The organism is Nitrospirillum amazonense (assembly GCF_007828035.1).
Taxonomy (GTDB): Bacteria; Pseudomonadota; Alphaproteobacteria; order Azospirillales; family Azospirillaceae; genus Nitrospirillum; species Nitrospirillum amazonense.
In genome coordinates this window covers 165,704-191,354 of the sequence record NZ_VITV01000002.1, presented here as the reverse complement: position 1 = coordinate 191,354, position 25,651 = coordinate 165,704, and the positions used below count along the sequence as shown (strand labels likewise).

Below are 25,651 nucleotides of genomic sequence, written 5' to 3'. Positions count from 1 at the left end.
ACCAGTCAGGGGAAGCATGAGTCAGGCAGAAATCAACCGGGACGCCGACAACGGCGATGACGCCGCAGTCCGTTTGATGATCGTGGAGGATGACGCCCTGGTGGCCTTGGGCATTCGCCTGACGGTCGAGGATCTGGGCTATTATGTCTGCGGCATCGCGGCGTCGGAACCCGAAGCCATCGCGCTGGCCGCCAGCAGCCATCCCGACTTGGCCCTCATGGACATCCGCCTGAAGGGCACGGTGGATGGAATCGACACGGCCCGGCGACTCAGAAACGAATTCAGCCTGCGATCGGTCTTCCTATCGGCCTACACGGACGAGCAGACCATGGCCCGGGCCAGCCTGACCTATCCGTTGGGCTTCGTGCAAAAGCCATATTCGGCGGGACAGTTGAAGTCGGCCCTGGACTTGGCGTTGCGGCGGCTTGCCGCACCCAAGGACTAGACGGAAATCCCCGTTGAGTGGCGCCCGCCCCCGGGTCAAAAAGGCTTAGGACGAATTCCTGCTTGGAATGATGTCCAGACTGGCGTGTTATCAAGGCGGTAGCGTTCCGTCGTGGTTAACGCGCCGGCACGGTTTCCCGCATTGGCCGGCCGCGTTGCCTTAATTCCGCCGGAAGGTGCTGCAAAATCATTGTCGTGGCTCGGGAGCCTCCGGCCACGACGTCAAGACGTGCGGAACCAATCCGCGCGTAAAGACGCATAGAAGGAGAGGAATATGCGCTTTAAAGCCCTGATGCTCGCCCCGGTTCTGTTGGTTGGCCTGGCTGCCTGCGACAAGCACGACGCCCCGGCCCCTGCCAAGACCGAAGCCCCGGCTGCCGCCCCTGCGGCGCCCGCCGCCGAACCGCCGGCCGCCGCCCCGGCTGACAGCACCGCCACCCCGGCGCCGGCCCCGTCCGACGCCACCCCGGCCCCGGCCACGCCGGAGCCCTCCACGACCGAACCCCCGAAGGGCAACTAAGCACTTCGTCGGGGCTTTGGCCTAGCGTTCACAGGCCCGTTCCGTATCGGAACGGGCCTGTTTTCGTTTGTTCGTTTGCCTCAGGCGCCGGCGGGGCATCCGCCCCTTGGCTATCCTCGCTGCGCGCCCCTTTCCCGTATACGGCGGTGCTCGCTGCGGCGGCCCCGGTCAGGGCCTAGGGGTGCTTTTGCTGGGGGTGATTTTGCTGGCCCGGGAGTTAAATCACTCCGCCTCAACCGGGCGTGGGCGGCCGTCTTCGCCGATGGCGACGTAGGTGAAGACGCCTTCGGTCACATGCACCGCCTCGCCCGTGGCGCCCCGACGCACCCAGGTGTCGATGCGCACGCGGAGGGAGGTGCGGCCAACGGCCAGGATCTCGGTGTAGCAGTTCAGCTCATCGCCAACGGCCACCGGGCGGTAGAACTTCATGGCCTCGATGCCCACCGTCGCCACCCTGCCCCGCGCCCGCCGCACGGCCTTGGCGGCGCCGGCGAGATCCATCTGCGACAGCACCCAGCCGCCGAAGATGTCGCCGTTGGCGTTGGTGTCTGCCGGCATGGCGAAGGTGCGCAGCGCCGGCGCCGTGGAGAAATCGGGGGCGGGCGGTTGGTCGTTCATTGTTCATGCTCCGGACCACAGGACCCCCGATGTGGGAGGGTGCCGTGGCCATCCTTACAAAATGTGGTGGTTATCGGGGTCGATCCGCAGCCCCGGTCCTTGAACTGCGGCGATGCCCACTCCTATAATGGGGTATGAGCGACCTGTTTCAGAATACCGCCCGCAAGCAAGACAGCTATTCCGCCCAGGACATCGAGGTCCTGGAGGGGCTGGAGCCTGTCCGCCGCCGCCCTGGCATGTACATCGGCGGCACCGACGAACGCGCCCTGCACCATCTGGTGGCCGAGGTGCTGGACAACGCCATGGATGAGGCGGTGGCCGGCCACGCCACCCGCATCGACCTGGAACTGGCGGCCGACGGCACCGTGTCCATCCGCGACAACGGCCGCGGCATCCCGGTGGACGACCACCCGAAATACCCGGGCAAGTCGGCGCTGGAGGTCATCCTCACCACCCTGCATTCCGGCGGCAAGTTCAGCGGCAAGGTCTACGCCACCTCCGGCGGCCTGCACGGTGTGGGCCTGTCCGTCGTGACCGCGCTGACCGACCAGCTGACGGTGGAGGTGGCGCGGGACCGCACGCTGTACACGCAAAGCTACAGCCGCGGCGCGCCCCTGACGCCCTTGGTGAACGCCGGCCCGGTGAACAACCGCCGCGGCACCCTGGTGCGCTTCCACCCCGACGCCCAGATTTTCGGCGAAGGCGCGCATTTCAAGGCGGAGCGGCTGTACCGTATGGCGCGGTCCAAGGCCTATCTGTTCCGGGGCGTGGAAATCCGGTGGAGCTGCGATCCCTCGCTGCTGGCCGACGACAGCCCCGTGCCGGCGGCGGAGACCCTGCACTTCCCCAACGGGCTGCTGGACTATCTGATGTCGGCCCTGAAGGACCGGCGCACCGTCACCCCCACCGCCTTCGCCGGCCAGGCCGACTTCCCCAACCAGGCCGGCCGGGTGGAATGGGCCGTGGCCTGGCCCGAGGATGACGAGGGCTTCAGCCATACCTATTGCAACACTATCCCCACCCCCCAGGGCGGCACCCATGAGCAGGGTCTGCGCCAGGCGCTGACGCGCGGCCTGAAAGGCTATGGCGAGCTGGTGGGCAACCGCAAGGGCCCGTCCCTGACGGCCGAGGACGTGGTGGACGGCGCCACCATCCTGCTGTCTGTCTTCATCCGCGATCCGCAATTCCAAGGCCAGACCAAGGAAAAGCTGGTGAGTGCGGAGGCCGTGCGCCTGACCGAGGCGGCCATCAAGGACCATTTCGACCACTGGCTGTCGGCGTCCCCTGACGCCGCCAAGGTGCTGCTGGACCGCCTGGTGGAAAAGGCGGAGGAGCGGGCGCGGCGCCGCGCCGCCAAGGACATGGCGCGCAAGGCCCCCACCCGCCGCCTGCGCCTGCCCGGCAAGCTGGCCGACTGCTCGCGCCAAAGCTCCGAAGGCACCGAGATCTTCATCGTCGAAGGTGACAGCGCCGGCGGCAGCGCCAAGCAGGCGCGCAACCGCGAGACCCAGGCCATCCTGCCCCTGCGCGGTAAGATCCTGAACGTGGCCTCGGCCAGCACGGACAAGCTGCGCGGCAACCAGGAACTGAGCGACCTGGTGCAGGCCCTGGGCTGCGGCGCCGGCAAGGAGTTCTCTGCCGAGCGGCTGCGCTACGAGCGCATCGTCATCATGACGGACGCCGATGTCGACGGCGCCCACATCGCCTCGCTGCTGATGACCTTCTTCTACCGCGAGATGCCGGCGCTGATCGAGAACGGCAACCTGTTCCTGGCCCTGCCCCCGCTGTACCGCCTGTCCCAGGGCAGCAACGTCCGCTACGCCCGCGACGACGCCCACAAGGACGAGCTGTTGGCGAGCGTGTTCAAGGCCAACCAGAAGGTGGAGATCAGCCGCTTCAAAGGCCTGGGCGAGATGCAGCCCAGCCAGTTGAAGGAAACCACCATGGATCCGGCGCGCCGCACCCTGCTGCGCGTGACCGTGCCGGACGTCCGCGACCCCGAGCAGAAGGACGACGCGGAAAACACCGCCAGCCTGGTGGAAAGCCTGATGGGCCGCAAACCGGAGCTGCGCTTCAAGTTCATCCAGGAAAACGCCAAGTTCGCGCAGGACCTGGACGTTTAAGCGCCGGCTGAAAGCTTAGGCGAGCGCCCGGACGGGAGTCTCCGTCCGGGCGTTTTGGTTTTCAGCCTGTGGAGGATGGGCGGCCCCCAGACATCTCGGGGAGCCGCCCAACCGTCAGGACTTCCAGGAGTTGAGCAGCACGCTGTCGCTGGCCCCGGTGTGAGAGGTGCTGAACAAGTTGGTGATGCTTGCGCTGGATAGCGTGACGCCGTCGCTGGCCTTGATCGTGGCGACCTGATGATCATAGGTCCCACCAGGACTTTGAAGGAACCAGTCCTTCAATGTCACGTCCTGGGTTCCATTAACTTGATCAATAATCAGGTCATTGCCCGACTGCTGCAGCCAGACTTGGTCATGGGTCACAAACAGATCCAGTTCACCGCTGGGGCCGACGCCGTTGGTGGAGAGGGCGACGGTGGTGTTGGCGCCTACGGTGGAGATGAGCTCATTTTTACCGCTTACCGTCGCGCCGACACCCGCATAGAGCGTGATAGCATTGTTATCCCCGTTGATCGCCGTCTGTGAGCCGCCCACAAAGACAGAGCCATTGCTGATATTGGCCGTGTTGCTGGCACCACTGATCCAGAGTCCGTCACCAGAACCCGTAGCCGTCAGAACGTTATGGCTGCCATCCACACCGAGATTGTCGTTGTTCCCCAGCGTCACCTGATTGCCGGAACCGGTCAGATTGGCCCGTGCGTGCTGCCCCAGGATCAAGGTGCCGTTGGAAAGTGTAACGGTATTGGCAGTCGCGAACTCGCCCCCGCCGGTGATGGATATCGTCTCACCCGCAATCATACCCACGGTATTGCCACTGCCCGACAGCGTCAGCTTCCAGTTGCTGTTCATGTTGATGGTGTCGCCGTTGCCGGTGACGGTCAGAACATCCACCGTACTTTGCGTGTTGGCGTACACATAAATGGTATTGCCGCCGCCGGTGTCGCTAACGGTAACCGTCGAGCCGCCACCAGCGGCACCACCAACGAAGATGCCGCTGCCGGAGGCCGTCGCCGTGATGGTGTTTTGAGTTCCGCTGACAGCGACATTCACTGTCCCGGTGATGGTGACCTGGTTGGCATCACCCGTCAGGTCGGCCCGGCTATCCTGATCCAGGGTCACCGTGCTACTGGACAGGGTGACGGTATTGGTGGCTGCCACCCAGCCACCGCCGGTGATGTGCAGCGCGCTGCCCGAGGCCATCGTGACAGTGTTGCCGTTGCCGTTCAGCGTGGCGCTGGCATTGGCCCACAGCGAAATGGCGACATTGCTGCCATTGATTTGAGCCTGGGTGCTTTGGACAATGACCGTGTCATTGCTGCCGGTGATCCAAAATCCATCGCCGCTGCCCGTGGCGGTCAGCGTGTTGTTGTCACCTGCCACACCGACATTGTTATTGCTGCCCGATGTCACATGGTTGCCGGAGCCTGTCAAGTTGGCCCGTGCGTGTTGCCCCAGGATCAAGGTGCCGTTGGAAAGTGTAACGGTATTGGCAGTCGCGAATTCGCCCCCGCCAGTGATGGATATCGTCTCACCCGCAATCATACCCACGGTATTGCCACTGCCGGACAGCGTCAGGTTCCAGTTGCTGTTCATGTTGATGATGTCACCGTTGCCGGTGACGGTCAGAACATCCACCGCACTTTGCGTGTTGGCGTATACATAAATGGTGTTGCTGCCGCCGGTGTCGCTAACTGTTACCGTCGAACCGCCACTGGCGGCACCTCCAACGTAGATGCCGCTGCCGGAGGCCGTCGATGTGATGGTGTTTTGGGTTCCACTCACAGCGACATTCACCGTCCCGGTGATTGTGACCTGATTTGCACTGCCCGTCAGGTCGGCACGGCTGTCCTGATCAAGGGTCACCGTGCTACTGGACAGGGTGACGGTATTGGTGGACGCGACTCGGCCACCGCCGGTGATGTGCAGCGCGCTACCAGAAGCCATCGTGACGGTGTTGCCGTTGCCGTTCAGCGTGGCGCTGGCATTGGCCGAGAGCGAAATGGCAACACTGTTGCCATTGATTTGGGCTTGGGTGCCTTGAACAATGACCTTGTCATTGCTGCCGGTGATCCAAAACCCGTCGCCGCTGCCAGTGGCGGTCAGCGTATTGTTGTCACCTGTTACACCGACATTGTCGTTGCTGCCAGAGCTCACATGGTTGCCGGAGCCTGTCAAGTTGGCCCGTGCGTCCACGGTCAAGGCCATGATGCCGTTGGAAAGAGTCACTTCGTTGGCGGTGTTTTGATAGCCGCCCCCCGCAATCGTAACGTTGGCGCCGTTTGCCGCGCTGACTGAGTTGCCACTACCAGAGAGGGTAGCCGACTGGCTGGCGCCCAGAGTAATGGTGTCGGTGCCGCCATTTACGATCACACTGCTGATGCCGATGAGGGCATCCGACGTGGAGGAGTTGGAAGCCGTCGCATGACCAGTCGATAGATTAATGGTCATATTGCTGGCGTCATAACGGACCTTGGCCGAACCGCCAGTCACCTTGAGCGTCGCCCCGCTGCCGGAACCAACCAGCACCGACGTGCCCGCCGCAGCGATAAGTGTGCTGCTGCCGCTGGCCACCAAGGTGTTGCTGCCACTGCTGTTAACGAGCGTGCCGCTATTCATCGTCACCGTCTCGCTACTGCCGATCAGCGACACCTGATTTCCGCCGCCCACAGTAAAGGCCTTGCCAGTGTCCGTAACGGTCAAAACAGTGGTGGCCGCAGTGGCATTGAGGGTGAGATTAGCGGCAATGCCGCTCAACGTCGCCTGCGCACCAGCTAACCACAGAATGTTGCCAGAGTCGTTGACAGTCACTGTACCGCTGGTCGCAATTGTACCGCTGCTGGCAGCGATGGAGTTGAGGGTCCCTGCTCCATTGACAGTAACGGTGCCGCTGCCCGTTGTTGTTTGGACTTTGACTGTGTTCCCGGAAACGCCAGAACTTAGATTGACCGTAGAATTTCCACCCGTAAGGGAAATGGTATTGCCACTAGAATTCAGATAAAGTGTATCATAGGAACCCATGGTTATTTTGTTTCCGGCAGAATTCCCCACCAGAGCATTCACGGTCAACGCGACCGAATTCGACAAAATAAGATTGTCGCCGCCGCCAGTGAACGTCTGGTAGGCAATCGATCCTTGATTTACTTGATTAGAAAGCCTACCGAATTTAATTGTATCTCCACCGCTAGATAATTGACCATATACCGAATTGTCCCCAAGAACGGTAATGGAATTTATGTCACTAATATAATTCGAGAGATAGATATAATCAGTGCTGGCACTTATCGTATCATTTGATCCAGATATTGTTATTGTATTCAGTACATAATTGTCCGTTATACTGTCATTTGATCCAGCAATCGTAATGTTTCCATGAGACGCACTCCTATTGAAAATCACCGACCCACTATCAGATCTAATATAGTCGTTGTTTCCAGAAACAAAAACCGTAGGATCAGCCGAATTTAAGGTGTAGGACACCCCATCCTGGGTCACTGAAGCCATAATATTCCTCATTTTTAGTTGTCGTCACGCAAATCGAATTTTTACATCTCCAGAATCCGCGTCCTCAACGTCAGCTCCAGCGAGGCTCGGTCGAAGACGTGGTCCCAGTCGCCTTCGGCGCGGGGGCGGAACAGGCGCATGGTCGGATACCAGGGGCAGTCGGCACGGCCGGGCAGCCACAGCCAGTGGGCAACATCGCCCAGCAGAACCCATACCTCCTTGCCCAGGGCACCGGTCAGGTGGGCGACGGCGCTGTCGGTCATGATGACCAGGTCCATCTGTTCCACGAAGGCGGCGGTGTCGGCGAAATCGCCCAGGTGAGGGGCCAGGTCGATGATGGGGCCGCCCCGGGGCAACTCGCTCAGCGCCTTCTCCGGCGTCCCCTTCTGCAGGCTGTAGAGCTGGACGCCGGGCAGGGCGAAGGCCTGGAAGAAGCGCATCAGGGGCTGGGCCCGTTCATGGTTGCGCTTGAAGCTGGTGTTGCCCGACCAGACGACACCCACCCTCAGGCGGCCGTCGCGCGGTCCCAACACCTGGGCCGCTTTGGCGCGGCGGTCCACCGGCGCCCGCAGATAGGGCTGCGCCGGGATGGTGGCCAGGTCCTGGGTGAACAGGCCGGGCAGACTGCACCAATGGGCGTGGAGATCGGCCTCGGGCAGAGGCTCGCCCCAGGGGATCAGGCGATCCGCGATCCCCAGATCCGCCAGCAGGGGAATGAGCTCCCGCTGGCACTCAACGGTCAGTTCACCGCCCAACGCCTTCACGCGAGACAGGTAACGCGCCGCCCATAGCGTGTCGCCGAACCCTTGTTCACAGAGCAGCAGCAGGCGCCGGCCGGCGTAGGGCTGCCCATCCCACTTGGTGCTGGCCAGGTCCCGTGCGGGCACTTGGCCGCTGATGAGCCGCACCTCGTAATCGGGCCAGGCCTGCCGATAGTTGGCGAGATAGAGATAGCTGCGCCCCCGGTCCCATCGCGCCTTATGGAATTCCGGATTGAGTTCCATCGCGCGGCTGAAGGCCATGACAGCCTCGCCATGGTTGCCAGCCTCCGCCAGCGAGGTCCCTAAATTGTGATGGAGAAGCACGTCGTTCGGCGCCAGCTCGATGGCCCGGCGGTGGGCGTTCACCGCGCTCTCCAGGTACTTCAGCTTGGTCAGGGCATTGCCCAGATTGGTCCAGATGCCCGATCCGCGTGGATTGGCAGCCACGGCGTCTCGGTAACACCACAGTGCGTCCAGGTGGCGTTCCATCTGGGCGAACATGACGCCACGGGCATTCAGCAGGTCGGCATTGCCGGGGTCCCGGGCCAGGGCGCCGCTGATCAACACCTCCGCCTCGGCGTATTCGCCTTGGTCGTGCAACGCCGTGGCCCGGCGCAACGTCTCGGAACTGGACAGGGGCAAAGTGATCATACCAGCAGCGGACACAGACACGGGGACACCTGTTCCAGCAATAAGGAACGGGGCGTCAGGTCGTCGCGCTTGCACGGTCACATCGTCGTTGCTTCCCCACGGGTCGGCGCAGGTCCGAAACATGATCACGATTAAGACTATCGATTCACATGCCACGCCCCGATGGCGCCTCCATCTAAGATACCTGATCGCACATCAGCAAATGATTTTTCCGCGAATCGATGGCGGGAATGTAAACAGTACGCCGTGCGGGTACGCCCCAGTAACCAAGGCTACGGCCCTCAGCTGTGCCAGACGCCGTTCAGGGCACCGGCGTAATAGCTGTTGCCGGTACTGCTCTGGCTGGTGGTCAGCGGGTTGAAACCCGCGTGGCCGTTGGTGAAGGTGGTCATCTTGCCCAACAGGGTGGTCACGTCCGCAGGCGTCAGCAGCACGCCATCGCTGGCCTTGATGGTGGCGACCTCGGCGCTGGTGCTGGCGAACCAATTCGCCAGGCGCGCCGCCTGCCCCGCCCCCAGCTGCTCCACCACCAAATCGTTGCCCGCGCGCTGCAGCCAGACCTTGTCATGGGTGACGAACAGGTCCAGCTCACCGCTGGCGCCCACCCCGTTGCTGGACAGGGAGACGGCGGCACCGCTGCCGGCCATGACGATCTTGTTGCCGGTGCCGGTCAGGTTCAGCGTGTCCCCGCTGCCGGTCAGGGTGACGGTGTTGCCGGCCCCCGTCATCTTCAGGCCGCCCTGGGCGCCGACCGTGATCACGTTGCCGGAACCGTTGACCGTGTTGCTGGACTTGGCGGCCAGGGTGATGGCGTCACTGCCCGCCGTCACGCTATTGCCCGTGCCGTTGAGGGTCACGGTTTCGCCGGCGACCGTCAGGGCGATGGCGGTGCTGGTGGCGTTGACCGTCTCCGCCGCGCCAATGGGTGCCGCCACCGTCAGCGTTGCGTCGGAAGCCGTGATGGTATCACTGCTGCCGGTCACCGTCAGGCTGGCGCCGCTGGCGATGGTCGCGGTGTTGCCATCACCATTGAGGGTGGCGCTGGCCTTGGCGGCCAGGATCACGCTGCCGCCCGCTGCGGTGGTCACCTGATTGCCCGTGCCTGCCAGGGTTAGCGTATCCCCCGTCCCCTGCACCAGGATGCTATTGCTCGTGGCGCTGATGCTCTCGGCACTGTTGCTGGCGGAGATGGTGATGGTCGCGCGGCTGGCGGCGCTGCCCACCACGACGTCGCGTCCGCCGGTCAGGGTGACCTGGTCGCCCGTGCCGGTCAGCGACAGTGTGGCGCCGCTGCCCGCGATTAGCGTGTCATTGTTGCCGGTAGCCAGCAGGATGCCCACGTTGGTCAGCGCATCGACCTTGCTGCCGCCGGTGACCGAGGCGCGCCCGCTGACCAGGTTGATGGTCATGCCGCTGGCGTCGTAGCGGATGGTGGCGGCGGCCGAGCCCGAGAGCGTCGCGCCCGTGGCGTTGCCCACCACCGTCGTGGCGGCGGCCGTCGCGGCCACGGTGGCGCCACCCAGGGCGGTGACGATATTGCCGGCGCCCTGCACGACGGCCCTGCCGCCATCGCTGACGGTGACGATGTTGTTGGTGCCGCTGATGGTGGCGGCGGCCCCTTGCGCCACGGTGACGGTGTTGGCGGCGCCGGAGATGAGGTCGCCGGTCCCGGCCACAGCGATGGTCCCGCTATTGCCCAGCACGGTTTGGCCATTGGCCGCCAAGCTGACGTTGAACCCCGGCCCGGCGGCGGTGAGCGTTGCGCCGCGGCCCAGGATGGTGGTCGGGCTGGCGCTGGCCGGGCCGGTCAAGGTGGCGCTCCCGCCGGACAGGAAGTTCAGCGAGGTGCCGTCGCCGTTCAGCGCCAGGTCGGACTGGGTAGTGATGGTGCCGGTACCGGCGTAAAGGCGGTTGGCCCCCTTCTTCGAACCGGTCACGGTCACGTTGCTGGCGCCGGCCAGGACATGGATGGTGTTGCCCGCCGCCTGGACCACCATGTTGCTGCCGCCCACCCACAGGGCGTTGCTGGCGTAGTTCAGGAACACGGTGTCGCCCGTGCCCGTCACCGTTTCCACCAGGTTGGTCGCGGCCAGGACGATGGTGGAGTTGCCGCCCAGGTCGGTGACGGAGTTGCCCGAGGTGTTGAGGTTCAGCGTGCCCGAGCCGTTCATGGTGACCTGGTTGCCGGTGCCGTTGACCGTCAGGCCGCCGCTTTTGGCGATGGTCAGGAAATTCAGACTGCCGGTGAAACTCGAGGCGAAGCCGTTGAAGGACACATGGTCGCCGGAATAGCTGTCGACGACGGTGTTGTTGTTATTGATGTTGACGATGTTGCCGCCGCCGATGAGGGTGATCACATCGGCGGTGGCGGTGACGGAAATCACCCCGCCCCCCACGGCGATGGTGTTGCCCGCGAAACTGTCGACGATGGTGTTGCCGCCGCCAACGATGCTGGTCACGCCGTTGATGATCGACTGCAACAGGGTGATGGTGTTGCCGGACCCGACGATGGTGTCGCGGTTCCCTTGCACGACCAGCGTGCCGCTGTTCGCCAGCGTCGAACGATTATTTGCGGTGACAATAGTGGCCATCGTGCGTTCCCCAACAAACACGCAAGGTGGCCATATGGCGATCACCCGGAGGGTTGTACACCGCGCATAAGATTATATCGGGGCTCAGCTTGGTCGCGGCCAAGAAAAAGGCCGCATTGCTGCGGCCTTTTTCAAACAAACCGGATGTTCGGCCAGGCTGCCCGCCTAGCGCCGCCCATCACCGGAAATCGGTAGTGGAGAAGCTCAGTGGCCGTGGCCGCCGTGACCGTGGCCGCCGTGATTATGATCGTCATGGCCGTGTCCGCCATGCCCATTATGGGCATTCGCTTCGGCCGGCTTCACGGCGGCGATGGACAGCGCGGCGAGCAGGCTGAGGCCGAGGAAAGCAGCGATGCCGATGGTGACCATGGATATCGTCCTTATGAAGCAAGGGGCGGTTGAGCCAACAAGGGAAGCCTAGACCAGTTCTCGCGGGCTGCGCAACCGGCCAGGTGACAAAGTCGTGTCATCTATTGATGATGATGGGGCTTCCGCGGGCCAAAACAAGGGCCGTCCGGTGCTCAACATCCGCCTGGCGCCGCCTCAGGTCACGCCTAGCCATTCCCATATGAGACTTGTCGTTGCCGCTCACCGGTCCCCGGGGTGGCAGATGGGGCAGCAGATGGGGCGACAGATGGCCGCACCGGCTGGTGACCGTCAGGCGGGCGCGGGGATGGCCTCCGCCATCGACTCGGCGGCGGCCAGGCTGGGCACCCGCCCTCGGTTCGGTCGTCAGCTGCTGCATCCGGAGGACGCGACGAGGGCACGTCGCACAATCAACCCGGCGGCAGGATAAAAACCGGCTTCCCTTTTACCCCGGACTCGGGCGCGGAAGATGACACAACAGTTGACATTAAAGGAAATCCTTGCCCTTGCGGGCTGGAATTGATATCGAACGCGCGACCCTAGATCATGCCGCGACTTCCGCCAAGTCGCGCGTGGTTCCGGTATAGGCGGCGCCGGGCCGCCATGTGCAGGCCTGGATGCGGCCCCGATCCCGTTTGAAGACGGGCTTGGCGTGGGATGGCGGCCCCGCCGGCCCGGCACTTGATCCAAAGGGGGGCGCGGCGGTTCCGCCGGGTCCCGTCCTTTAACGACGCACATCATACAGATACAAGGTCGCATGCTTTTCTCGGAAATTGGGCTAGGCCCGGAAGTCCTTCGCGCGGTTGAAGACGCGGGCTATAGCCAGCCGACCCCGATTCAGGAAAAGGCGATCCCCTGGGTGCTGCAGGGCCGCGACGTGCTGGGCTGCGCCCAGACCGGCACCGGCAAGACGGCGTCGTTCACCCTGCCCATGATCGACATTCTGGCGTCCGGCCGTGCCCGCGCCCGCATGCCGCGCTCGCTGATCCTGGAGCCGACGCGCGAGCTGGCAGCGCAGGTGGCCGAGAACTTCGAGATCTACGGCAAGTACCACAAGCTGAACATGGCGCTGCTGATCGGCGGCGAGTCCTTCGGCGACCAGATCAAGAAGCTGGAGCGTGGCGTCGACGTCCTGATCGCCACCCCCGGCCGCATGATGGACCTGTTCGACCGCGGCAACATCCTGCTGTCGGACATTAAGATCCTGGTGATCGACGAAGCCGACCGCATGCTGGACATGGGCTTCATCCCGGATATCGAGCGCATCGTCGGACTGCTGCCCAAGATGCGCCAGACGCTGTTCTTCTCGGCCACCATGCCGCCGGAGATCCGCCGCCTGGCCGACGCCTTCCTGATGAACCCGCGCGAGATCACGGTGGCCCCGCCGGCCTCCCCCGCCGCCACGGTCACGCAGGCGGTGGCCATGGTGCGCAATGAGGACAAGCGCGAGGCCCTGCGCCATCTGCTGCGGACGGAAGAGGTGAAGAACGCCTTCATCTTCTGCAACCGCAAGCGCGACGTCGCCGTGCTGCACCAGTCCCTGACCAAGCACGGCTTCAACGCCGGCGCGTTGCACGGCGACATGGTCCAGTCCAAGCGCACCGAGACGCTGGAGCAGTTCCGTCAGGGAGAAATCTCGCTGCTGTGCTGTAGCGACGTGGCCGCCCGCGGCATCGACATCGCCGGTGTCAGCCACGTGTTCAACTTCGACGTGCCCCACCACGCCGACGACTACGTCCACCGCATCGGCCGCACCGGCCGCGCCGGCAAGACCGGCCGCGCCTTCATGCTGGCGACGCCGGACGACAGCCGCACCCTGGGCGCCATCGAAAAGCTGATCGGCCGGGAAATCCCGCGCATCATGATCGACGGTCTGGAAACCCCGGACATGTCCGAGGGCGAGAGCGAGGGCGGCCGCCGCCGCCGTTCAGCCCGGAGCGCCAGCCCGCGCGGCGAAACCAAGGGCCCCCGCCGCCGCGGTGGCAGCCGGGGCGATGCCGCCTCCGAACCCCCGCGCGAGGTCCAGGCCGAAGCCGCGACCGTGGCGGAGGAAACGGTGGAGGCCCGCAGGCCGGAGCGCCCGGAACGGCCTGAACGGCCGGAGCGCCAAGACCGTCCGGAGCGGGGCGGCCGTGACCGTGACCGCAACCGGAGCCGCGACAACCGGGGCGAAGCCCGCGAGGGCGGCCGGAGCGAGGGGGGCCGCAACGACACCCGTCCCCCGCGCCAGGATGACCGGGGCGAACCGCGCCGCCGCTGGCGGGACGAGGACGACGGCCCGACGGTCGTCGGCTTCGGCGACGATGTGCCGGCTTTCATGCTGCGTGTTGCCCGTCCCCTGGCCCGCGCTGTTCCACCGGAAACTTTTGACGGTTCCGACACGCCCGAGGCGTGACGGCGAACGGCGGAGGCTTGGAAGCATCCCATGCAGACCATCTTCGTGCAGATCAAGTGCGAACTGGGCAAGGCCTACGACGTGGCCGATTCGGCCGTGGAGACCCTGGAAGAGGTCTCAGAGGTCCATTCCATCTCCGGTCAGTACGACCTGATGATGAAGTGCTATCTGGGTGACGAGGCCGACATCGGCCATTTTGTCACCCAGCGCCTGCAGACCCTGCCGGGCGTCAAGGACACTTTCACCATCATCACCTTCAAGGCCTTCACCTGACATTCCCGCCGTCCCCTTGCGGGGCTGGTGCCGCCGTGGCGTTTCCCAGGATGGTGTTTCCGGGTCACGCGCCGACGATATCGGGAGATGAACCCGTGGAACGGGCCAGCCGTGTTGACTTGGCCCACGGCATGGGCAAGAAGGTGATCCATGAAGCGGAGCAAGGACATCGGCCACATGGCCCGGAACGGCGGCATCCCCACCCCCAGCCCCTGCGTACGCCCGGGCGAACTGACGGGGAGTGCGACGCGTTGAATCCCCGTCCCCTGACTGCGGAGCCGCCCATGGCCGCCACGCGGCGGCGTGCCGCCATCGCCGCCGCCCTGATGGTCGGCCTGATGTCCAGCACGGCGCTGGCGCAACAGCAGCCCACGCCGCCCTCCAGCGGAGCGGCCGCCGCCCCTGCACCCACCCAGGCTGCCCCCCCGCAGGCCGCACCGAAGAAGGATCAGCCACCCGTCCTGCTGGAGGCCGACCAGGTCGACACGGACAATGAGCTGGGCATCACCACCGCGACCGGCAACGTGCAGCTGTCTCAGGGCGGCCACGTCGTACTGGCCGACACCATCAGCTACAGCGAGCGGTCCAACGTCATCACCGCCAGCGGCCACGTGGTCATGATCCAGCCGGATGGCGAGGTGATGTTCGGCGACTATGCGGAATTAACGGAGGACCAGAAGCAGGCCTTCGTCGACCAGTCCCGCATGCTGCTGCAGGACAACAGCCGCCTGGCCGGCTACCAGGCCGAACGCATCGATGGCCGCTACACCCGCGTCACCCGCGGCACCTACAGCCCCTGCAAGCTGTGCGAGGATGATCCCACGCGGCCGCCCACCTGGCAGATTCGCGCCAAGCAGGTGACGCACGACAATACGTCGCACGACATCTACTTCCGCGACGCCACCATCGAGGTGGCGGGCGTGCCCATCACCTACCTGCCCGCCTTCTCCATGCCCGATCCCACGGTGGACCGGCGCAGCGGCTTCCTGACGCCCACCATCGGCTACAACACCAATTTGGGCATGTTCGCGCGGGTGAAGTATTACTACGACATCTCGCCGGACAAGGACCTGCTGTTCGATCTGCTGCCCAGCGCCAACGACGGCCTGCTTCTGGGCACGAAATATCGCCAGCGCTTCACCAACGGCTACCTGGAACTTCAGGGGGCCGCCACCTACACGCAGAACCCGCAGGCGTCGTCCACCGGCACCATCAGCCCGACGGAACTGCGCGGCTGGGTGCAGGGCATTGGCCGCTTCGACATCGATGATTCCTGGCGCTGGGGTTTCGACCTGAACCGGGTCACCGACAACAACTTCCTGTTGCGCTACAACTACAGCGCTGAGCAGCTGCTGACCAGCCGCCTCTATACCGAGCACTTCGCTGGCCGCGACTACTTCAACGCCGGCATCTACGGCTTCCAGGATCTGCGCCCGTCCAACACGTTGGAAGAGCCGGTAGCCCTGCCGCTGATCACCTACAGCGCCCTGGGCGAGCCGGGCGATACGCTGGGTGGCCGCTGGTCCTTCGACGCGCAGTACCTGGACCTGTGGCGCGAGCAGGGCGTGCGCTCCCGCCGGGCCTCGCAGGTCGCGGGCTGGCAAGGCGACTACACCAACAGCCTGGGCATGGTCACCACCGTCAACGCCCTGCTGCGGACCGACGCCTACGCCATCGGCAACCTGAAGGACGCGGCCAATGGTGGCCCCCGGGACGACTTCACCCGCTTCCGCGTCTTCCCCCAGGGCCAGATCATGACCCGCCTGCCCTTCGTGCGCGAGGACGGCACCGTGTCGGAGATGATCGAGCCCATCGTGGCCTTCACCGCCGCGCCCAACTACCACAACAGCCGCGATCTGCCGAACGAGGACAGCGAGGATATCGAGTTCGATTCCACCAACCTGTTCCGCCTCAGCCGCTATCCCGGCGTCGACCTTCTCGATGGCGGCCAGCGCGTGACCTACGGTGTGCGCGCCGGCGTCTACGGCAATGGCGGCGGCAGCAGCACCCTGTTCTTCGGTCAGAGCTACCGCCTGCAGCACAACACCGACTTCGCGGTCAATTCCGGCCTGTACAGCCGCCAGTCCGATTATGTCGGCCGCCTGGAACTGACCCCCAGCCCGTGGATGGACGTCAGCTACGGTTTCCGGCTGGATCCGACCAGTGGCGCCCAGCGCATGCACGATTTCACCGGATCGTTCGGCCCGTCCATCTTCCGCGTGTCGGGCAGCTACCTGTACATCAACAAGCTGGAACTGCAGAACGGCACGACGGCCGACACCACCGCCAACCTGCAGGAAGTCAGCGGCGGCGTGACCTCGTCCTTCCTGAAGTACTACACGGTGGGCCTTTCCACCCGGTACAACCTGGCCGAAGGCGGCGGGCCCGTATCCACCAGCCTGACCACCACCTATCAGGACGACTGCTACACCTTCTCGCTGATCATGGAGCGAGATTATGCCCAGCGCGTCGGCCTGGCGTCGGGCAACCGCATTTACTTCCGCATGATCTTCAACAAGCTGGGCACGTTCGTCAGCCCGGCCTTCACCGGCACCTCGCATTAGTTTTGCAGGTAACCCGGTTACTGGGTTTATAGTTCGATATCGCGACCAGGCGGAGCCCCCAGGCAGCGTGGGCCCGCCACCGATATCCGAGGAAGAACCCCATGCCCGCGTCCCTGTTGACCCGCCGCGTCCTGTTCCGGGGCCTGGCCATGGCCGCCTTGGCCGTCGCCGGCTTGGCCGCCGCCCGCCATGTCGATGCCGCCACCCCGTTGCCCAGCTCCGCCGCGGGCTCGGCATATGATTACAAGTTCACCTCCATCGACGGCGATCCGTTGCCCCTCAGCCAGTTCAAGGGCAAGGCCATCCTGGTGGTGAACACCGCGTCCCTCTGCGGCTTCACCCCGCAGTACAAAGGCCTTGAGGCGCTCTACACCGCCTACAAGGACAAGGGCCTGGTGGTGCTGGGCGTACCCGCCAACGATTTCGCCGACCAGGAACCGGGCAGCAATAAGGAGATCAAGCACTTCTGCGACGCCAACTTCGCCGTCGACTTCCCCATGACGGAGAAGGAGACGGTGACCGGCGACAAGGCCCATCCTTTCTACAAGTGGGTCAGCAGCGCCAAGGGCGCGCCAAAGTGGAATTTCCATAAGTACCTGATCAGCCCCGAGGGCGCGCTGATCGCCGCCTTCCCCAGCAAGGTGGAACCGGAATCGCCGGAACTGAAAGCCGCCATCGACGCGGCGCTGTCGCACAACGGTTGAGAACCGACGTGGCCGCGGCGGCGGCGGGGTGTGCCACCGCCCGTGCCATTGGCCCGTAGTGCGTATAGGCCGACAGCCGCTTGAGTTTGGCAGGCGGCCCCGCTAGGGTCAGGCCCGGGAGGCTTTGTTTCCCGGGCTTACTAATTCCTTGTTCTCCCTGACCTATCTGCTGGGTGTTGGCGCCACCATGAGTTATGGCCTCTATGATCACAGCCGCCGGGCCCGCCGCCGTTTCTGGGGGCGTCTGGGCAAGTTCCTGCTGCTGGCCGGTGTGGTCGGCGTCGCCTGCGCCTTCAGCTATGAGGTGGGGCAAGAACAATTGATCCGCCGGGAACAAAGCCTGCAGACGCAACTGACCCAGGCCCAGTCCGCCAAGGAAGAGACCGAGCGCAAGGTCGCCCAGCTGCAAGCGGCGCTGCAGACCGCCGAGGTGCGCGTCAGCGAGCTGCAGGTGCGCTATGACCGCGACGTGCCCACGGGCGACCTGGGCCGGTTGAAGGACCTGCTGGCCAAGAAGATGGTGGAGGGCGTCGACGCCGGTCGCCTGGCCCTGATCATCGAGCAGACGGGCACCCCCCGCTCCTGCGGCAAGGCGGAGACCAAGCGCTTCGTCCTGTCGACCTCGCTGTACAAGGGTCCCAACACCTCGGCCGGCTTCGCCGACGGCGCCATCACCGTCTCTGGCGAGGGCGCCACGTCGCGCAGCCCCGATGGCGCGCCGCAATCCTGGTTCGACCCGGCCAAGCCGGTCACCCTGAAGTTCACCGACAAGAACGGCAAGGAAACCCAGACCACGGGCATGCTGCCGCTGCAGCATTCGGTGATCATCGACGACACCGAATACCGCTTCAAGATCAGCCCCGGTTCACGCTCCTTCGTGGACGTGGTGGGCGATCACTGCCCGTTCCCCTAATGCACAGCCCTTGGTCGATCACGATCAGGGGTTCCCAAGCGCCGGGTGATGCCCAACATCCCTTACTGCCGTCGTTCTGAGGCACCGGTGGCCGACAGGTCACCGGCGTCCAGTTCCAGGTCCAGGTCGACCGGATAGCCGCCATAGAACCCCGGGTTGACGCCGCGCAGCAGCAGGCGGGCGCGGGGGTCGGTCAGGATGGGGCCCTTGGGCTCCAACGTCAGGGCCTGGTAGTCGTAATCGGCCAGCGCCCGGGTCACCAGCGCCACCTGGCCATTGTGGTCGGGGTTCAGCACCACCGGCACACCGGCGCCGGTCGTATCCGCATAGCCGATGTGGCCGGGCGCTTCCGCCTGCAGGCCGCCATAGGCCAGCACCGGCGCCATGCCGTCGAAGCGTCCCAGCAGGCGCCCAGCCAGCTTTCCTTGCAGGGTGTAACCGGCCGCTGCCCATGCCGGCAGCGCCTGGGCCAAATCCACCTCCGCCACCGTGGCGCTGAAGCCGCCGCCCTCCTCCGGCGACAGATGCACGTGGCCGCCGGCCCAGGCCAAATCGCCGCCTTGCAGCAGCACCCGGCCATCCGCCAGCTGGAAATCCAACCCGACGTCCTCCAGCGCCAGGGCGGCACGCACGGCCTTGGCCTCGATATGCTGGGCAGGCGGGCTGTGCAGCGGGAACAGCCCGTCCAGCGCCACCGCCCCCTTGAGGCCGTCGATGGCCAGCGATGGGCCGGCGAGGCTGACGGCATCGGCCCGCACCTCCCCCGACCCGGTCAGATGCCCCTGCTCCCACGACAGATGGGCGCGGCCCACCACCGTGCCCAGGCCCTGGATCGGTCCCGCCAGGCCGGCGCCAGGCAGCAGGCGGCTGAGATCCGGCACGTTGGACAGCGTCAGCGGCTCCAGCACCGCTGCCGCCTCCCCCCGCTTTTCCACCCCTGTCCAATGCCCGCTCAGCCTCAGGGTCAGGGGCGTGCCCAGTCCCCGGGCCTGGCCCGCCAGGGTCAGCGTGGCGGCCGGATCGCCGGACAGGGTGACGGCCAGGGCCAGGGGCGGCAGCATCGTGCCTGCCACACGGCCGCCATCCAGGGTCAGCTGCCAGGGATTGGCGCGGTTGGCGCGATCGAAGCCGGCGGACAGATGGGCCCCTTCCAACCTACCGCCCAGCAGCACCGGCGCCTCCACCGACGCGGCGGACGCCTCCAGGGCGCTCAAGCCGCCGGCATCCCAATCGGCGGCGATATGCAGGCCGGTGGTGCCACCGGCGATGAGGGGCGCGGCAGACGGCCCCAGGCGCCCCACCAAGGCGCCCTGCGCCTCGGCATGCCCCCGGCGGTCCTTGCCCAAACCGCCGCGCCAGGTCATCACCAGGTGGCCGTCGGCACCGGGGTCCCAGCCCAGGCTGACCGGCGTCCCCTGGCCGTCCCGCAACCGCCCCCCTGCCTGCGCTGCGCGGGTCAGGTCCAGGCGCCAGGCGCCATCGCCTTCCGGCGTCAGGTTTCCGCCGCCGTTGAGGAAGGCCGCCATCAGCGGCAATTCCGGCGCCGTCATCCCCTCTGCCGCGACGGTCACGGCCAGGGCGCCCCCCTCCGCGGTGCCGGCCACGGTCAGCAGCCCCTCGCCGCTCCAGGTCCCCACCCCCCGGGCGCGCAGGGTAATGCCCCACGGCGCAGCGGGCATGGTGGCCTGTATGCCGGTGCCCTGAATGCCAGTCCAGGGCTTGGCTCCCTCCAGGGCCAGGTGGGCGTTGGGCGTCTCGGCGGTGGCGCTCACGGTCCAGCGGTCACCGCCGCCCTGTGCCACCAGATGGGCGGAAATGGGGCCTCCCCAATCGCGCACGCGCAGGTCCGTCACCGTCAGTTCAGCCTTGGCCGTTCCCTTGGGGCCGGCAGCCACGGTGCCCGACACCATCGGGGTGGCGCCTGGCGCCGCGACCAGCCGCAGCGCGGGGCCATCCGCCGTCCTGGTCAGGCTGACGGTCACGGCGAGCGCGGGCCAGCCGGCCGCCGGCTCCATCACCGCCTGCCCTTGCCACGCGCCCGCTTCTACCCCGTCCCCCGCCCTGTGATCGAGCGTGGCGTGCAAGGCCAAGGGCATCGACCAATCCCCGTGGATCAGCTGGGCCGATCCAATGTCCACATGGTCGATGGGCAGATCGGTCAAGCGCGCCAGCGCCTGCCCATCCAGATGGCCGGCATCCAGGCTGACCCCGGTCAGCGCCAGGCGCGCCGGATGGCCCCAGGGTACCAGGCCGGCGAAGGTCACCAGCGCGGTGTCCGCCTCCAGCCCCGGTTGCAGGCGCACCCCCGCCTCCAGCCAACCCCAGCCGGCGTGCCGCACCGTCACCTGGGCATCGGCGAAGCCAGCCTCGACCAGGGCCGCCTTCAGCCTCTGTTCCGCCGTGGCCGGCAGAATCAGCCGGCCGGCCAAAATGCCCCCCGCGATGGCCAGGGTGACAGGAACCAGGCCCCACAGCCAACGGGCCCCCCACGGCGGCAGCCCGGCCTTGAACGAGATCGGCCACCGCCACCCCGGCAGCGCGGCCCGCCACGACGGCAGGCGCCACGCGCCGGGCGTCACGCGACGCTTGGCCTTGGGGGCGCGCAGGTGTGGGGGCCGCATTCCGGGCGGCGGCCGTAACGGCGGCATGGACATGGGGTGTACAAGTCCCTTCCCGGCCCCGGTGGTACCCGAAACCGTGGTGGAGAGTGGCAAGACCGGCGACGGACCACAAGCAGCAGCACAGCCCCCTGTGCGCAGCAAGGTCCAGTCACCGACCTTGATCGCTCCCTCATGCAAGTCGCTTGCCGATTTTGGCCCCCCAACCCGCGAATTTTGCCGCGGGCGGGAAGCGGCTGCGCCAGAAGGGCGGTTCAAATCGGGCGGCGGGGGCGCTATGGTCCGCCGACCGGCAAAGCCGGACACGGACGCGCCCACCACAAGAACGAGCTTCCCAAAATGGATCTTGAGAACACCCTGTATCTCGACCTGCCGGCCGGCCGCGTCGTCATCGCGCTCCGCCCCGACCTGGCCCCCAACCATGTCGCCCGCATCAAGGAACTGGCCCGCGACGGCTTCTACAACGGCCTGAGCTTCCACCGTGTCATCGAGGGCTTCATGGCCCAGGGCGGCTGCCCCATCGGCGACGGTACCGGCGGTTCGGGCAAGAAGCTGAAGGCGGAATTCTCGGCCGAGCCGCATGTGCGCGGTGTCTGCTCCATGGCCCGCGCCATGAACCCGGACAGCGCCGACAGCCAGTTCTTCATCTGCTTCGACGACGCCACCTTCCTGGACCGCCAGTACACCGTCTGGGGCAAGGTCACCGAGGGCATGGAATTCGTCGACGCCCTGAAGAAGGGCAGCCGCCGTGACAACGGCAGCGTCACCGACCCCGACAAGATCGTGAAGATGCAGGTCGCGGCCGACGCCGCCTGATCCTGGCATCTCTCATCCGATTCAAGGTTCGACCGCCCGCCCCCTAAAGGGGCGGGCGGTCGGCTTTTGGAGACGGTACCGGATCGGGGGGTAAAAACCGCCGCCCGGAACCAGCTTGGCCCCCCTGGTCCGGCAGAAACTGCCGCAAGGGGAAGCCCCTGCCGTCCTTGCCCACCCCGCCCCAAGCTAAGTCATTGATTTCCATTGATCCCGAATGTTGGCACACCCCCTGCATATAGGGAGGCGACTAACAAGCGGCCGGCATCGACCGGCAGCGACGTTCGAGGCGAAAATGGAAAACCCGATTTACGTGGCGCTGTCCCGTCAGGAGGCGCTGTCCCGGCAGCTGGATGTGGTGGCGAACAACATCGCCAACATGAACACGACGGGCTACAAGCAGCAGCGCATGCTGTTCCAGGAATACCTGGAGAAGCCGGCCCGCGGCGAACGGGTCTCCTTCGTCCAGGACTACGGCCTGATGCGCGACACCCGCGCCGGCGCCCTGCAGGTGACGAACAACACCCTGGACCTGGCGCTGAAGGGCGACGGCTACTTCACGGTGGAGACGCTGTCCGGCCCGCGCTACACCCGCGCCGGCAATTTCCAGCTGAACGACCGTCGTGAGATCGTGGACCAGAACGGCCTGCCCGTGCTGGACACCAACGACAACCGCATCACCGTCCCCGACGGCACCACCGACCTGAAGATCCAGGGCGACGGCACCGTGATGGCCGACCGCGCCCAGTTGGGCAAGCTGAAGATCGTCAGCTTCGACGACCAGCAGCAGATGCAGACCTTGGGCGGCGGCCTGATGACCACGACCCAGACGCCGCGCCCCTCGGCCAACCCGCAGGTGACGCAGGGTGCGGTCGAGGCCTCCAACGTGCAGGCCATCGTCGAATCCACCGCGATGATCGACGTGCTGCGCCAATACCAGATGACCCAGAAGCTGGTGGACGAGGAACACGATCGCATCCGCAACGCGATCAGCCACCTCGCCAAAGCCCAATAACGCCCTCGTGACGCCGAAGAAGTAGGAGAAACAGATCATGCGCAGCCTCTCCATCGCCGCCACGGGTATGCAGGCCCAGCAGACCAACGTCGAAGTCATCTCGAACAACATCGCGAACATGACGACGACCGGGTTCAAGCGCCAGCGCGCCGAATTCCAGGACTTGCTCTACCAGAACATGCGCCGCGTCGGTTCCAACTCCTCCGATGCCGGCACCATCGTCCCGACCGGCATCCAGATCGGCGCCGGCGTGAAGACGGCGGCCGTGTACCGCATCAACGAGCAGGGCAACATCACCACCACCGGCAACAGCCTGGACCTGGCGATCAACGGCAACGGCTTCTTCCAGGTGACGCTGCCCAGCGGCCAGATCGCCTACACCCGCGCCGGCTCCTTCTCGCTGAATGCCAACAGCCAGGTCGTCACCTCCGACGGCTACCTGCTGAACCCCGGCTTCACCATTCCGCAGAACGCGGTGGACATCTCGGTGGACGCCTCGGGCCAGGTGCAGGCCAAGATCGACGGCCAGGTGAACCCGGCCATCGTCGGCCAGCTGACCTTGGCGAACTTCCCCAACGCGGCCGGCCTGGAAGCCATCGGTGACAACCTGCTGCTGGAAACCCCGGCCTCGGGCCAGCCGGCCACGGCCGTCCCCGGCTCCACCGGCTTCGGCCGCATCACCCAGAACGCGCTGGAAACCTCCAACGTCAACGTCGTGACCGAGATCACCAACCTGATCCAGGCGCAGCGCGCCTACGAGATGAACTCGCGCGTCGTGACCACGACGGACCAGATGCTGCAGTCCATCACGAACATGAAGTGATGACGGCGGATAGCGGAGAACAGTCATGAAAGCCTTGGCCACCATCCTGCTGGGCACCAGCATCCTTTTCAGCGCCGGCGCCGCCACGGCCGCCGACCTGCACGGCGATGTGGACGTCAACGCCGACACCATCCACCTGGGCGACCTGTTCGACGCGCTGGGCCCCAACCAGGCCACCATCGTCATCGGCCAGGCCCCGGCGCCCGGCCACCGCATCACCTACGACGCCTCGGTGCTGGACCGCATCGCCGCCGCCAACGGCGTGGCTTGGAAGTCCACCGGTAACGAGCGCGTGATCGTCAGCCGCCCCTCGGTGGACGTGACCGCCGACCAGATCCAGGCCGCCTTCACCAAGGCCCTGGCCGACGCCGGCGCGCCGGCCGGCATGGAAGTGCAGCTGGACAACCCAGGCACCGTCCTGCGCCTGCCGGCCAACAGCGACAGCAGCATCGGCTTCACCAACGTGAACTACGACGCCGCCCGCGGCCGCGCCACCGGCGACCTGGTGATCCCGGCCAAGGGCGAACCCGTCATTCGCCAGAGCTTCGGCGCCCGCGTGGCCGTCATGGTCACCCTGCCGGTGCTGAACCGCCGCGTGGCCCCTGGCGAGACCATCGCCGCCAGCGACGTGGAATGGACCAAGGTGCCGCGCACCCGCATCAGCGGTGACGTGGTGACCGAGGCGCGCGACCTGATCGGCCTGACCGTGCGCCACGGCGCCAGCCCCTACCAGCCGGTGCGCACCGATGAGGTGCGGGCGCCGGTGGTGGTCACCCGCGGCGCCCTGGTCACCATGATGCTGCAGTCCGGCAACATGACCCTGACGGTCCAGGGTCGCGCCCAGACCGAAGGCGGCGTCAACGAGATCATCCGCGTCACCAACACCGCCAGCAACCGGACCATCGATGCCCGTGTCGCCGGCCCCGACCTTGTCATGGTGCAGCCGACGGCCCAAGCCCCCATTGGCCAGGCCCCCCAGGGGCAGTTCAACGCCGCCGCGACCCGCACCACCCGTACCGCCCTGAATTGAGGAGAGACATCATGCCTGTGCCTTCCACCATCCGCGCTCTCCTCATCGCCACCGTCGCCGCCGTGGCGCTCAGCGGCTGCGGCGCCGTCGACCGCATCAACAACATCGGCAAGGCGCCGGACATGAGCACCCTGTCCGACCCCACGACGCAGAAGGGCTACCAGCCGGTGCGCATGCCCATGCCCACCCCGCCGGTGCTGGAGCGCCAGGCCAACTCGCTGTGGCGGCCGGGTGCCCGCGCCTTCTTCAAGGACCAGCGCGCCAGCCAGACCGGCGACATCCTGACCATCGCCATCTCCATCAACGACAGCGCCGACGTCTCCAACGAGACCAAGCGGTCGCGTGCCAATTCCGACAGCATGGGCATCCCCAACTTCTTCGGCCTGGAGGCCCAGATCCCGAAGGTGTTGAACTCCGCCACCTCGGCTTCCAGCCTGGTGTCGACCACCAGTGCCAAGGCTTCGGACGGCAAGGGCACGGTCGCCCGCTCCGAAAAGATCGACCTGAAGATCGCCGCCCTGATCACCCAGGTCCTGCCCAATGGCAACCTGGTCATCCAGGGCAAGCAGGAAGTGCGCGTGAACTACGAACTGCGCGAGCTGACCATCCAGGGCATCATCCGGCCCGAGGACATCGACAACACCAACGCCATTTCCTACGAGAAGATCGCCGAAGCCCGCATCTCGTACGGTGGCCGCGGCCAGATCACCGATGTGCAGCAGGAACGCTACGGCCAGCAGCTGCTGGATGTCCTCCTGCCCTTCTGATGACCACCTGACCACCATCCTCTGACAGCGGCCCGGCGGAGCCCCCGCCGCCGGGTTTCCCCACAACCTTTCGGCCGACGCGGCCGCAGCGGATCACCCGAGTTCCATTTTCGCCTGTTAGTCCCCCGCGTCCACGGGGCCTCTGTGGACCTTTGTTGACC

At 65.7% G+C, this 25,651-nt stretch carries 19 protein-coding genes; 13 read left to right on the top strand and 6 right to left on the bottom strand.

The window, feature by feature from the left end; all coding sequences use genetic code 11:
• Window positions 1–16 precede the first annotated feature (16 nt).
• Window positions 17–445, top strand: coding sequence for a response regulator (locus FBZ87_RS04860; RefSeq protein ID WP_145609237.1), 429 nt, complete (start codon window positions 17–19; stop codon window positions 443–445).
• A gap of 273 nt (window positions 446–718) precedes the next feature.
• Window positions 719–964 carry a hypothetical protein gene (locus FBZ87_RS04855; RefSeq protein WP_088871635.1) on the top strand — a complete coding sequence of 82 codons (246 nt, stop codon included), beginning with the start codon at window positions 719–721 and terminating at the stop codon, window positions 962–964.
• A 222-nt stretch (window positions 965–1,186) separates the two neighbouring features.
• Here FBZ87_RS04855 and FBZ87_RS04850 read toward each other — a convergent pair whose 3' ends face one another.
• Complete coding sequence (locus FBZ87_RS04850; protein WP_145609236.1) at window positions 1,187–1,582, bottom strand: acyl-CoA thioesterase; 396 nt, start codon at window positions 1,580–1,582, stop codon at window positions 1,187–1,189.
• 134 nt (window positions 1,583–1,716) lie between these two features.
• On the opposite strand from FBZ87_RS04850, the gene parE reads away from it, so the two are divergent.
• Complete coding sequence (gene parE, locus FBZ87_RS04845) at window positions 1,717–3,705, top strand: DNA topoisomerase IV subunit B (RefSeq protein WP_145609235.1); 1,989 nt, start codon at window positions 1,717–1,719, stop codon at window positions 3,703–3,705.
• 114 nt (window positions 3,706–3,819) lie between these two features.
• On the opposite strand, the gene FBZ87_RS04840 is transcribed toward parE, so the two are convergent.
• From FBZ87_RS04840 to FBZ87_RS29100, 4 genes are all read right to left on the bottom strand, one after another.
• A complete protein-coding gene (locus tag FBZ87_RS04840; protein ID WP_145609234.1) occupies window positions 3,820–7,206 on the bottom strand; it encodes a beta strand repeat-containing protein in 3,387 nt (1,128 codons plus the stop codon).
• A 41-nt stretch (window positions 7,207–7,247) separates the two neighbouring features.
• Window positions 7,248–8,618, bottom strand: a complete 1,371-nt coding sequence (locus tag FBZ87_RS04835) for a tetratricopeptide repeat protein (protein ID WP_246134240.1) — start codon at window positions 8,616–8,618, stop codon at window positions 7,248–7,250.
• 281 nt (window positions 8,619–8,899) lie between these two features.
• Window positions 8,900–11,209 (bottom strand): beta strand repeat-containing protein, encoded by a 2,310-nt coding sequence (locus tag FBZ87_RS04830; protein WP_145609233.1) that lies wholly within the window; start codon window positions 11,207–11,209, stop codon window positions 8,900–8,902.
• Between the two features lie 204 nt (window positions 11,210–11,413).
• A complete protein-coding gene (locus tag FBZ87_RS29100; RefSeq protein WP_186454582.1) occupies window positions 11,414–11,578 on the bottom strand; it encodes a hypothetical protein in 165 nt (54 codons plus the stop codon).
• 754 nt (window positions 11,579–12,332) lie between these two features.
• Here FBZ87_RS29100 and FBZ87_RS04825 point away from each other — a divergent pair.
• From FBZ87_RS04825 to FBZ87_RS04805, 5 genes are all read left to right on the top strand, one after another.
• Window positions 12,333–13,970 (top strand): DEAD/DEAH box helicase, encoded by a 1,638-nt coding sequence (locus FBZ87_RS04825; protein WP_145609232.1) that lies wholly within the window; start codon window positions 12,333–12,335, stop codon window positions 13,968–13,970.
• Window positions 13,971–14,000: 30 nt separating this feature from the next.
• Window positions 14,001–14,243: an Lrp/AsnC ligand binding domain-containing protein gene (locus tag FBZ87_RS04820; RefSeq protein ID WP_004273252.1), complete on the top strand. Its 243-nt coding sequence runs from the start codon at window positions 14,001–14,003 to the stop codon at window positions 14,241–14,243.
• 284 nt (window positions 14,244–14,527) lie between these two features.
• Window positions 14,528–16,807, top strand: a complete 2,280-nt coding sequence (locus FBZ87_RS04815; protein WP_246134239.1) for an LPS-assembly protein LptD — start codon at window positions 14,528–14,530, stop codon at window positions 16,805–16,807.
• 101 nt (window positions 16,808–16,908) lie between these two features.
• Entirely contained in the window at window positions 16,909–17,511 is a 603-nt protein-coding gene (locus FBZ87_RS04810) for a glutathione peroxidase (protein ID WP_145609231.1), read from the top strand.
• A gap of 148 nt (window positions 17,512–17,659) precedes the next feature.
• Window positions 17,660–18,424, top strand: a complete 765-nt coding sequence (locus FBZ87_RS04805; RefSeq protein ID WP_145609230.1) for a hypothetical protein — start codon at window positions 17,660–17,662, stop codon at window positions 18,422–18,424.
• A gap of 62 nt (window positions 18,425–18,486) precedes the next feature.
• Here the strand turns inward: FBZ87_RS04805 and FBZ87_RS04800 are convergent, their stop codons facing one another.
• On the bottom strand, window positions 18,487–21,045 hold the full coding sequence (locus FBZ87_RS04800; RefSeq protein WP_145609229.1) for an intermembrane phospholipid transport protein YdbH family protein: 2,559 nt from the start codon (window positions 21,043–21,045) through the stop codon (window positions 18,487–18,489).
• A 336-nt stretch (window positions 21,046–21,381) separates the two neighbouring features.
• Here FBZ87_RS04800 and FBZ87_RS04795 point away from each other — a divergent pair, with 336 nt between their 5' ends.
• The 5 genes from FBZ87_RS04795 (at window position 21,382) to flgH (ending at window position 25,490) form a co-directional block, all read left to right on the top strand.
• Window positions 21,382–21,858: a peptidylprolyl isomerase gene (locus FBZ87_RS04795; protein WP_004272662.1), complete on the top strand. Its 477-nt coding sequence runs from the start codon at window positions 21,382–21,384 to the stop codon at window positions 21,856–21,858.
• A 292-nt stretch (window positions 21,859–22,150) separates the two neighbouring features.
• Window positions 22,151–22,870 (top strand): flagellar basal-body rod protein FlgF, encoded by a 720-nt coding sequence (gene flgF / locus FBZ87_RS04790; RefSeq protein ID WP_145609228.1) that lies wholly within the window; start codon window positions 22,151–22,153, stop codon window positions 22,868–22,870.
• 37 nt (window positions 22,871–22,907) lie between these two features.
• Entirely contained in the window at window positions 22,908–23,693 is a 786-nt protein-coding gene (gene flgG / locus FBZ87_RS04785; protein ID WP_145609227.1) for a flagellar basal-body rod protein FlgG, read from the top strand.
• 25 nt (window positions 23,694–23,718) lie between these two features.
• Window positions 23,719–24,723 (top strand): flagellar basal body P-ring formation chaperone FlgA, encoded by a 1,005-nt coding sequence (gene flgA, locus FBZ87_RS04780; RefSeq protein WP_145609226.1) that lies wholly within the window; start codon window positions 23,719–23,721, stop codon window positions 24,721–24,723.
• A gap of 11 nt (window positions 24,724–24,734) precedes the next feature.
• Entirely contained in the window at window positions 24,735–25,490 is a 756-nt protein-coding gene (gene flgH, locus FBZ87_RS04775; protein ID WP_145609225.1) for a flagellar basal body L-ring protein FlgH, read from the top strand.
• The last annotated feature ends 161 nt before the right edge of the window (window positions 25,491–25,651 follow it).

What these genes read in the sequence shown, in the direction of transcription:
- FBZ87_RS29100 (WP_186454582.1), bottom strand. Translation starts at nt 11,578, where the DNA reads ATGGTCACCATCGGCATCGCTGCTTTCCTCGGCCTCAGCCTGCTCGCC.
- FBZ87_RS04825 (WP_145609232.1), top strand. Translation starts at nt 12,333, where the DNA reads ATGCTTTTCTCGGAAATTGGGCTAGGCCCGGAAGTCCTTCGCGCGGTT.
- FBZ87_RS04855 (WP_088871635.1), top strand. Translation starts at nt 719, where the DNA reads ATGCGCTTTAAAGCCCTGATGCTCGCCCCGGTTCTGTTGGTTGGCCTG.
- FBZ87_RS04850 (WP_145609236.1), bottom strand. Translation starts at nt 1,582, where the DNA reads ATGAACGACCAACCGCCCGCCCCCGATTTCTCCACGGCGCCGGCGCTG.
- FBZ87_RS04810 (WP_145609231.1), top strand. Translation starts at nt 16,909, where the DNA reads ATGCCCGCGTCCCTGTTGACCCGCCGCGTCCTGTTCCGGGGCCTGGCC.
- FBZ87_RS04830 (WP_145609233.1), bottom strand. Translation starts at nt 11,209, where the DNA reads ATGGCCACTATTGTCACCGCAAATAATCGTTCGACGCTGGCGAACAGC.
- FBZ87_RS04815 (WP_246134239.1), top strand. Translation starts at nt 14,528, where the DNA reads ATGGCCGCCACGCGGCGGCGTGCCGCCATCGCCGCCGCCCTGATGGTC.
- FBZ87_RS04835 (WP_246134240.1), bottom strand. Translation starts at nt 8,618, where the DNA reads ATGATCACTTTGCCCCTGTCCAGTTCCGAGACGTTGCGCCGGGCCACG.
- FBZ87_RS04800 (WP_145609229.1), bottom strand. Translation starts at nt 21,045, where the DNA reads ATGCGGCCCCCACACCTGCGCGCCCCCAAGGCCAAGCGTCGCGTGACG.
- flgA (WP_145609226.1), top strand. Translation starts at nt 23,719, where the DNA reads ATGAAAGCCTTGGCCACCATCCTGCTGGGCACCAGCATCCTTTTCAGC.
- FBZ87_RS04840 (WP_145609234.1), bottom strand. Translation starts at nt 7,206, where the DNA reads ATGGCTTCAGTGACCCAGGATGGGGTGTCCTACACCTTAAATTCGGCT.
- flgH (WP_145609225.1), top strand. Translation starts at nt 24,735, where the DNA reads ATGCCTGTGCCTTCCACCATCCGCGCTCTCCTCATCGCCACCGTCGCC.
- FBZ87_RS04860 (WP_145609237.1), top strand. Translation starts at nt 17, where the DNA reads ATGAGTCAGGCAGAAATCAACCGGGACGCCGACAACGGCGATGACGCC.
- FBZ87_RS04795 (WP_004272662.1), top strand. Translation starts at nt 21,382, where the DNA reads ATGGATCTTGAGAACACCCTGTATCTCGACCTGCCGGCCGGCCGCGTC.
- parE (WP_145609235.1), top strand. Translation starts at nt 1,717, where the DNA reads ATGAGCGACCTGTTTCAGAATACCGCCCGCAAGCAAGACAGCTATTCC.
- FBZ87_RS04820 (WP_004273252.1), top strand. Translation starts at nt 14,001, where the DNA reads ATGCAGACCATCTTCGTGCAGATCAAGTGCGAACTGGGCAAGGCCTAC.
- flgG (WP_145609227.1), top strand. Translation starts at nt 22,908, where the DNA reads ATGCGCAGCCTCTCCATCGCCGCCACGGGTATGCAGGCCCAGCAGACC.
- flgF (WP_145609228.1), top strand. Translation starts at nt 22,151, where the DNA reads ATGGAAAACCCGATTTACGTGGCGCTGTCCCGTCAGGAGGCGCTGTCC.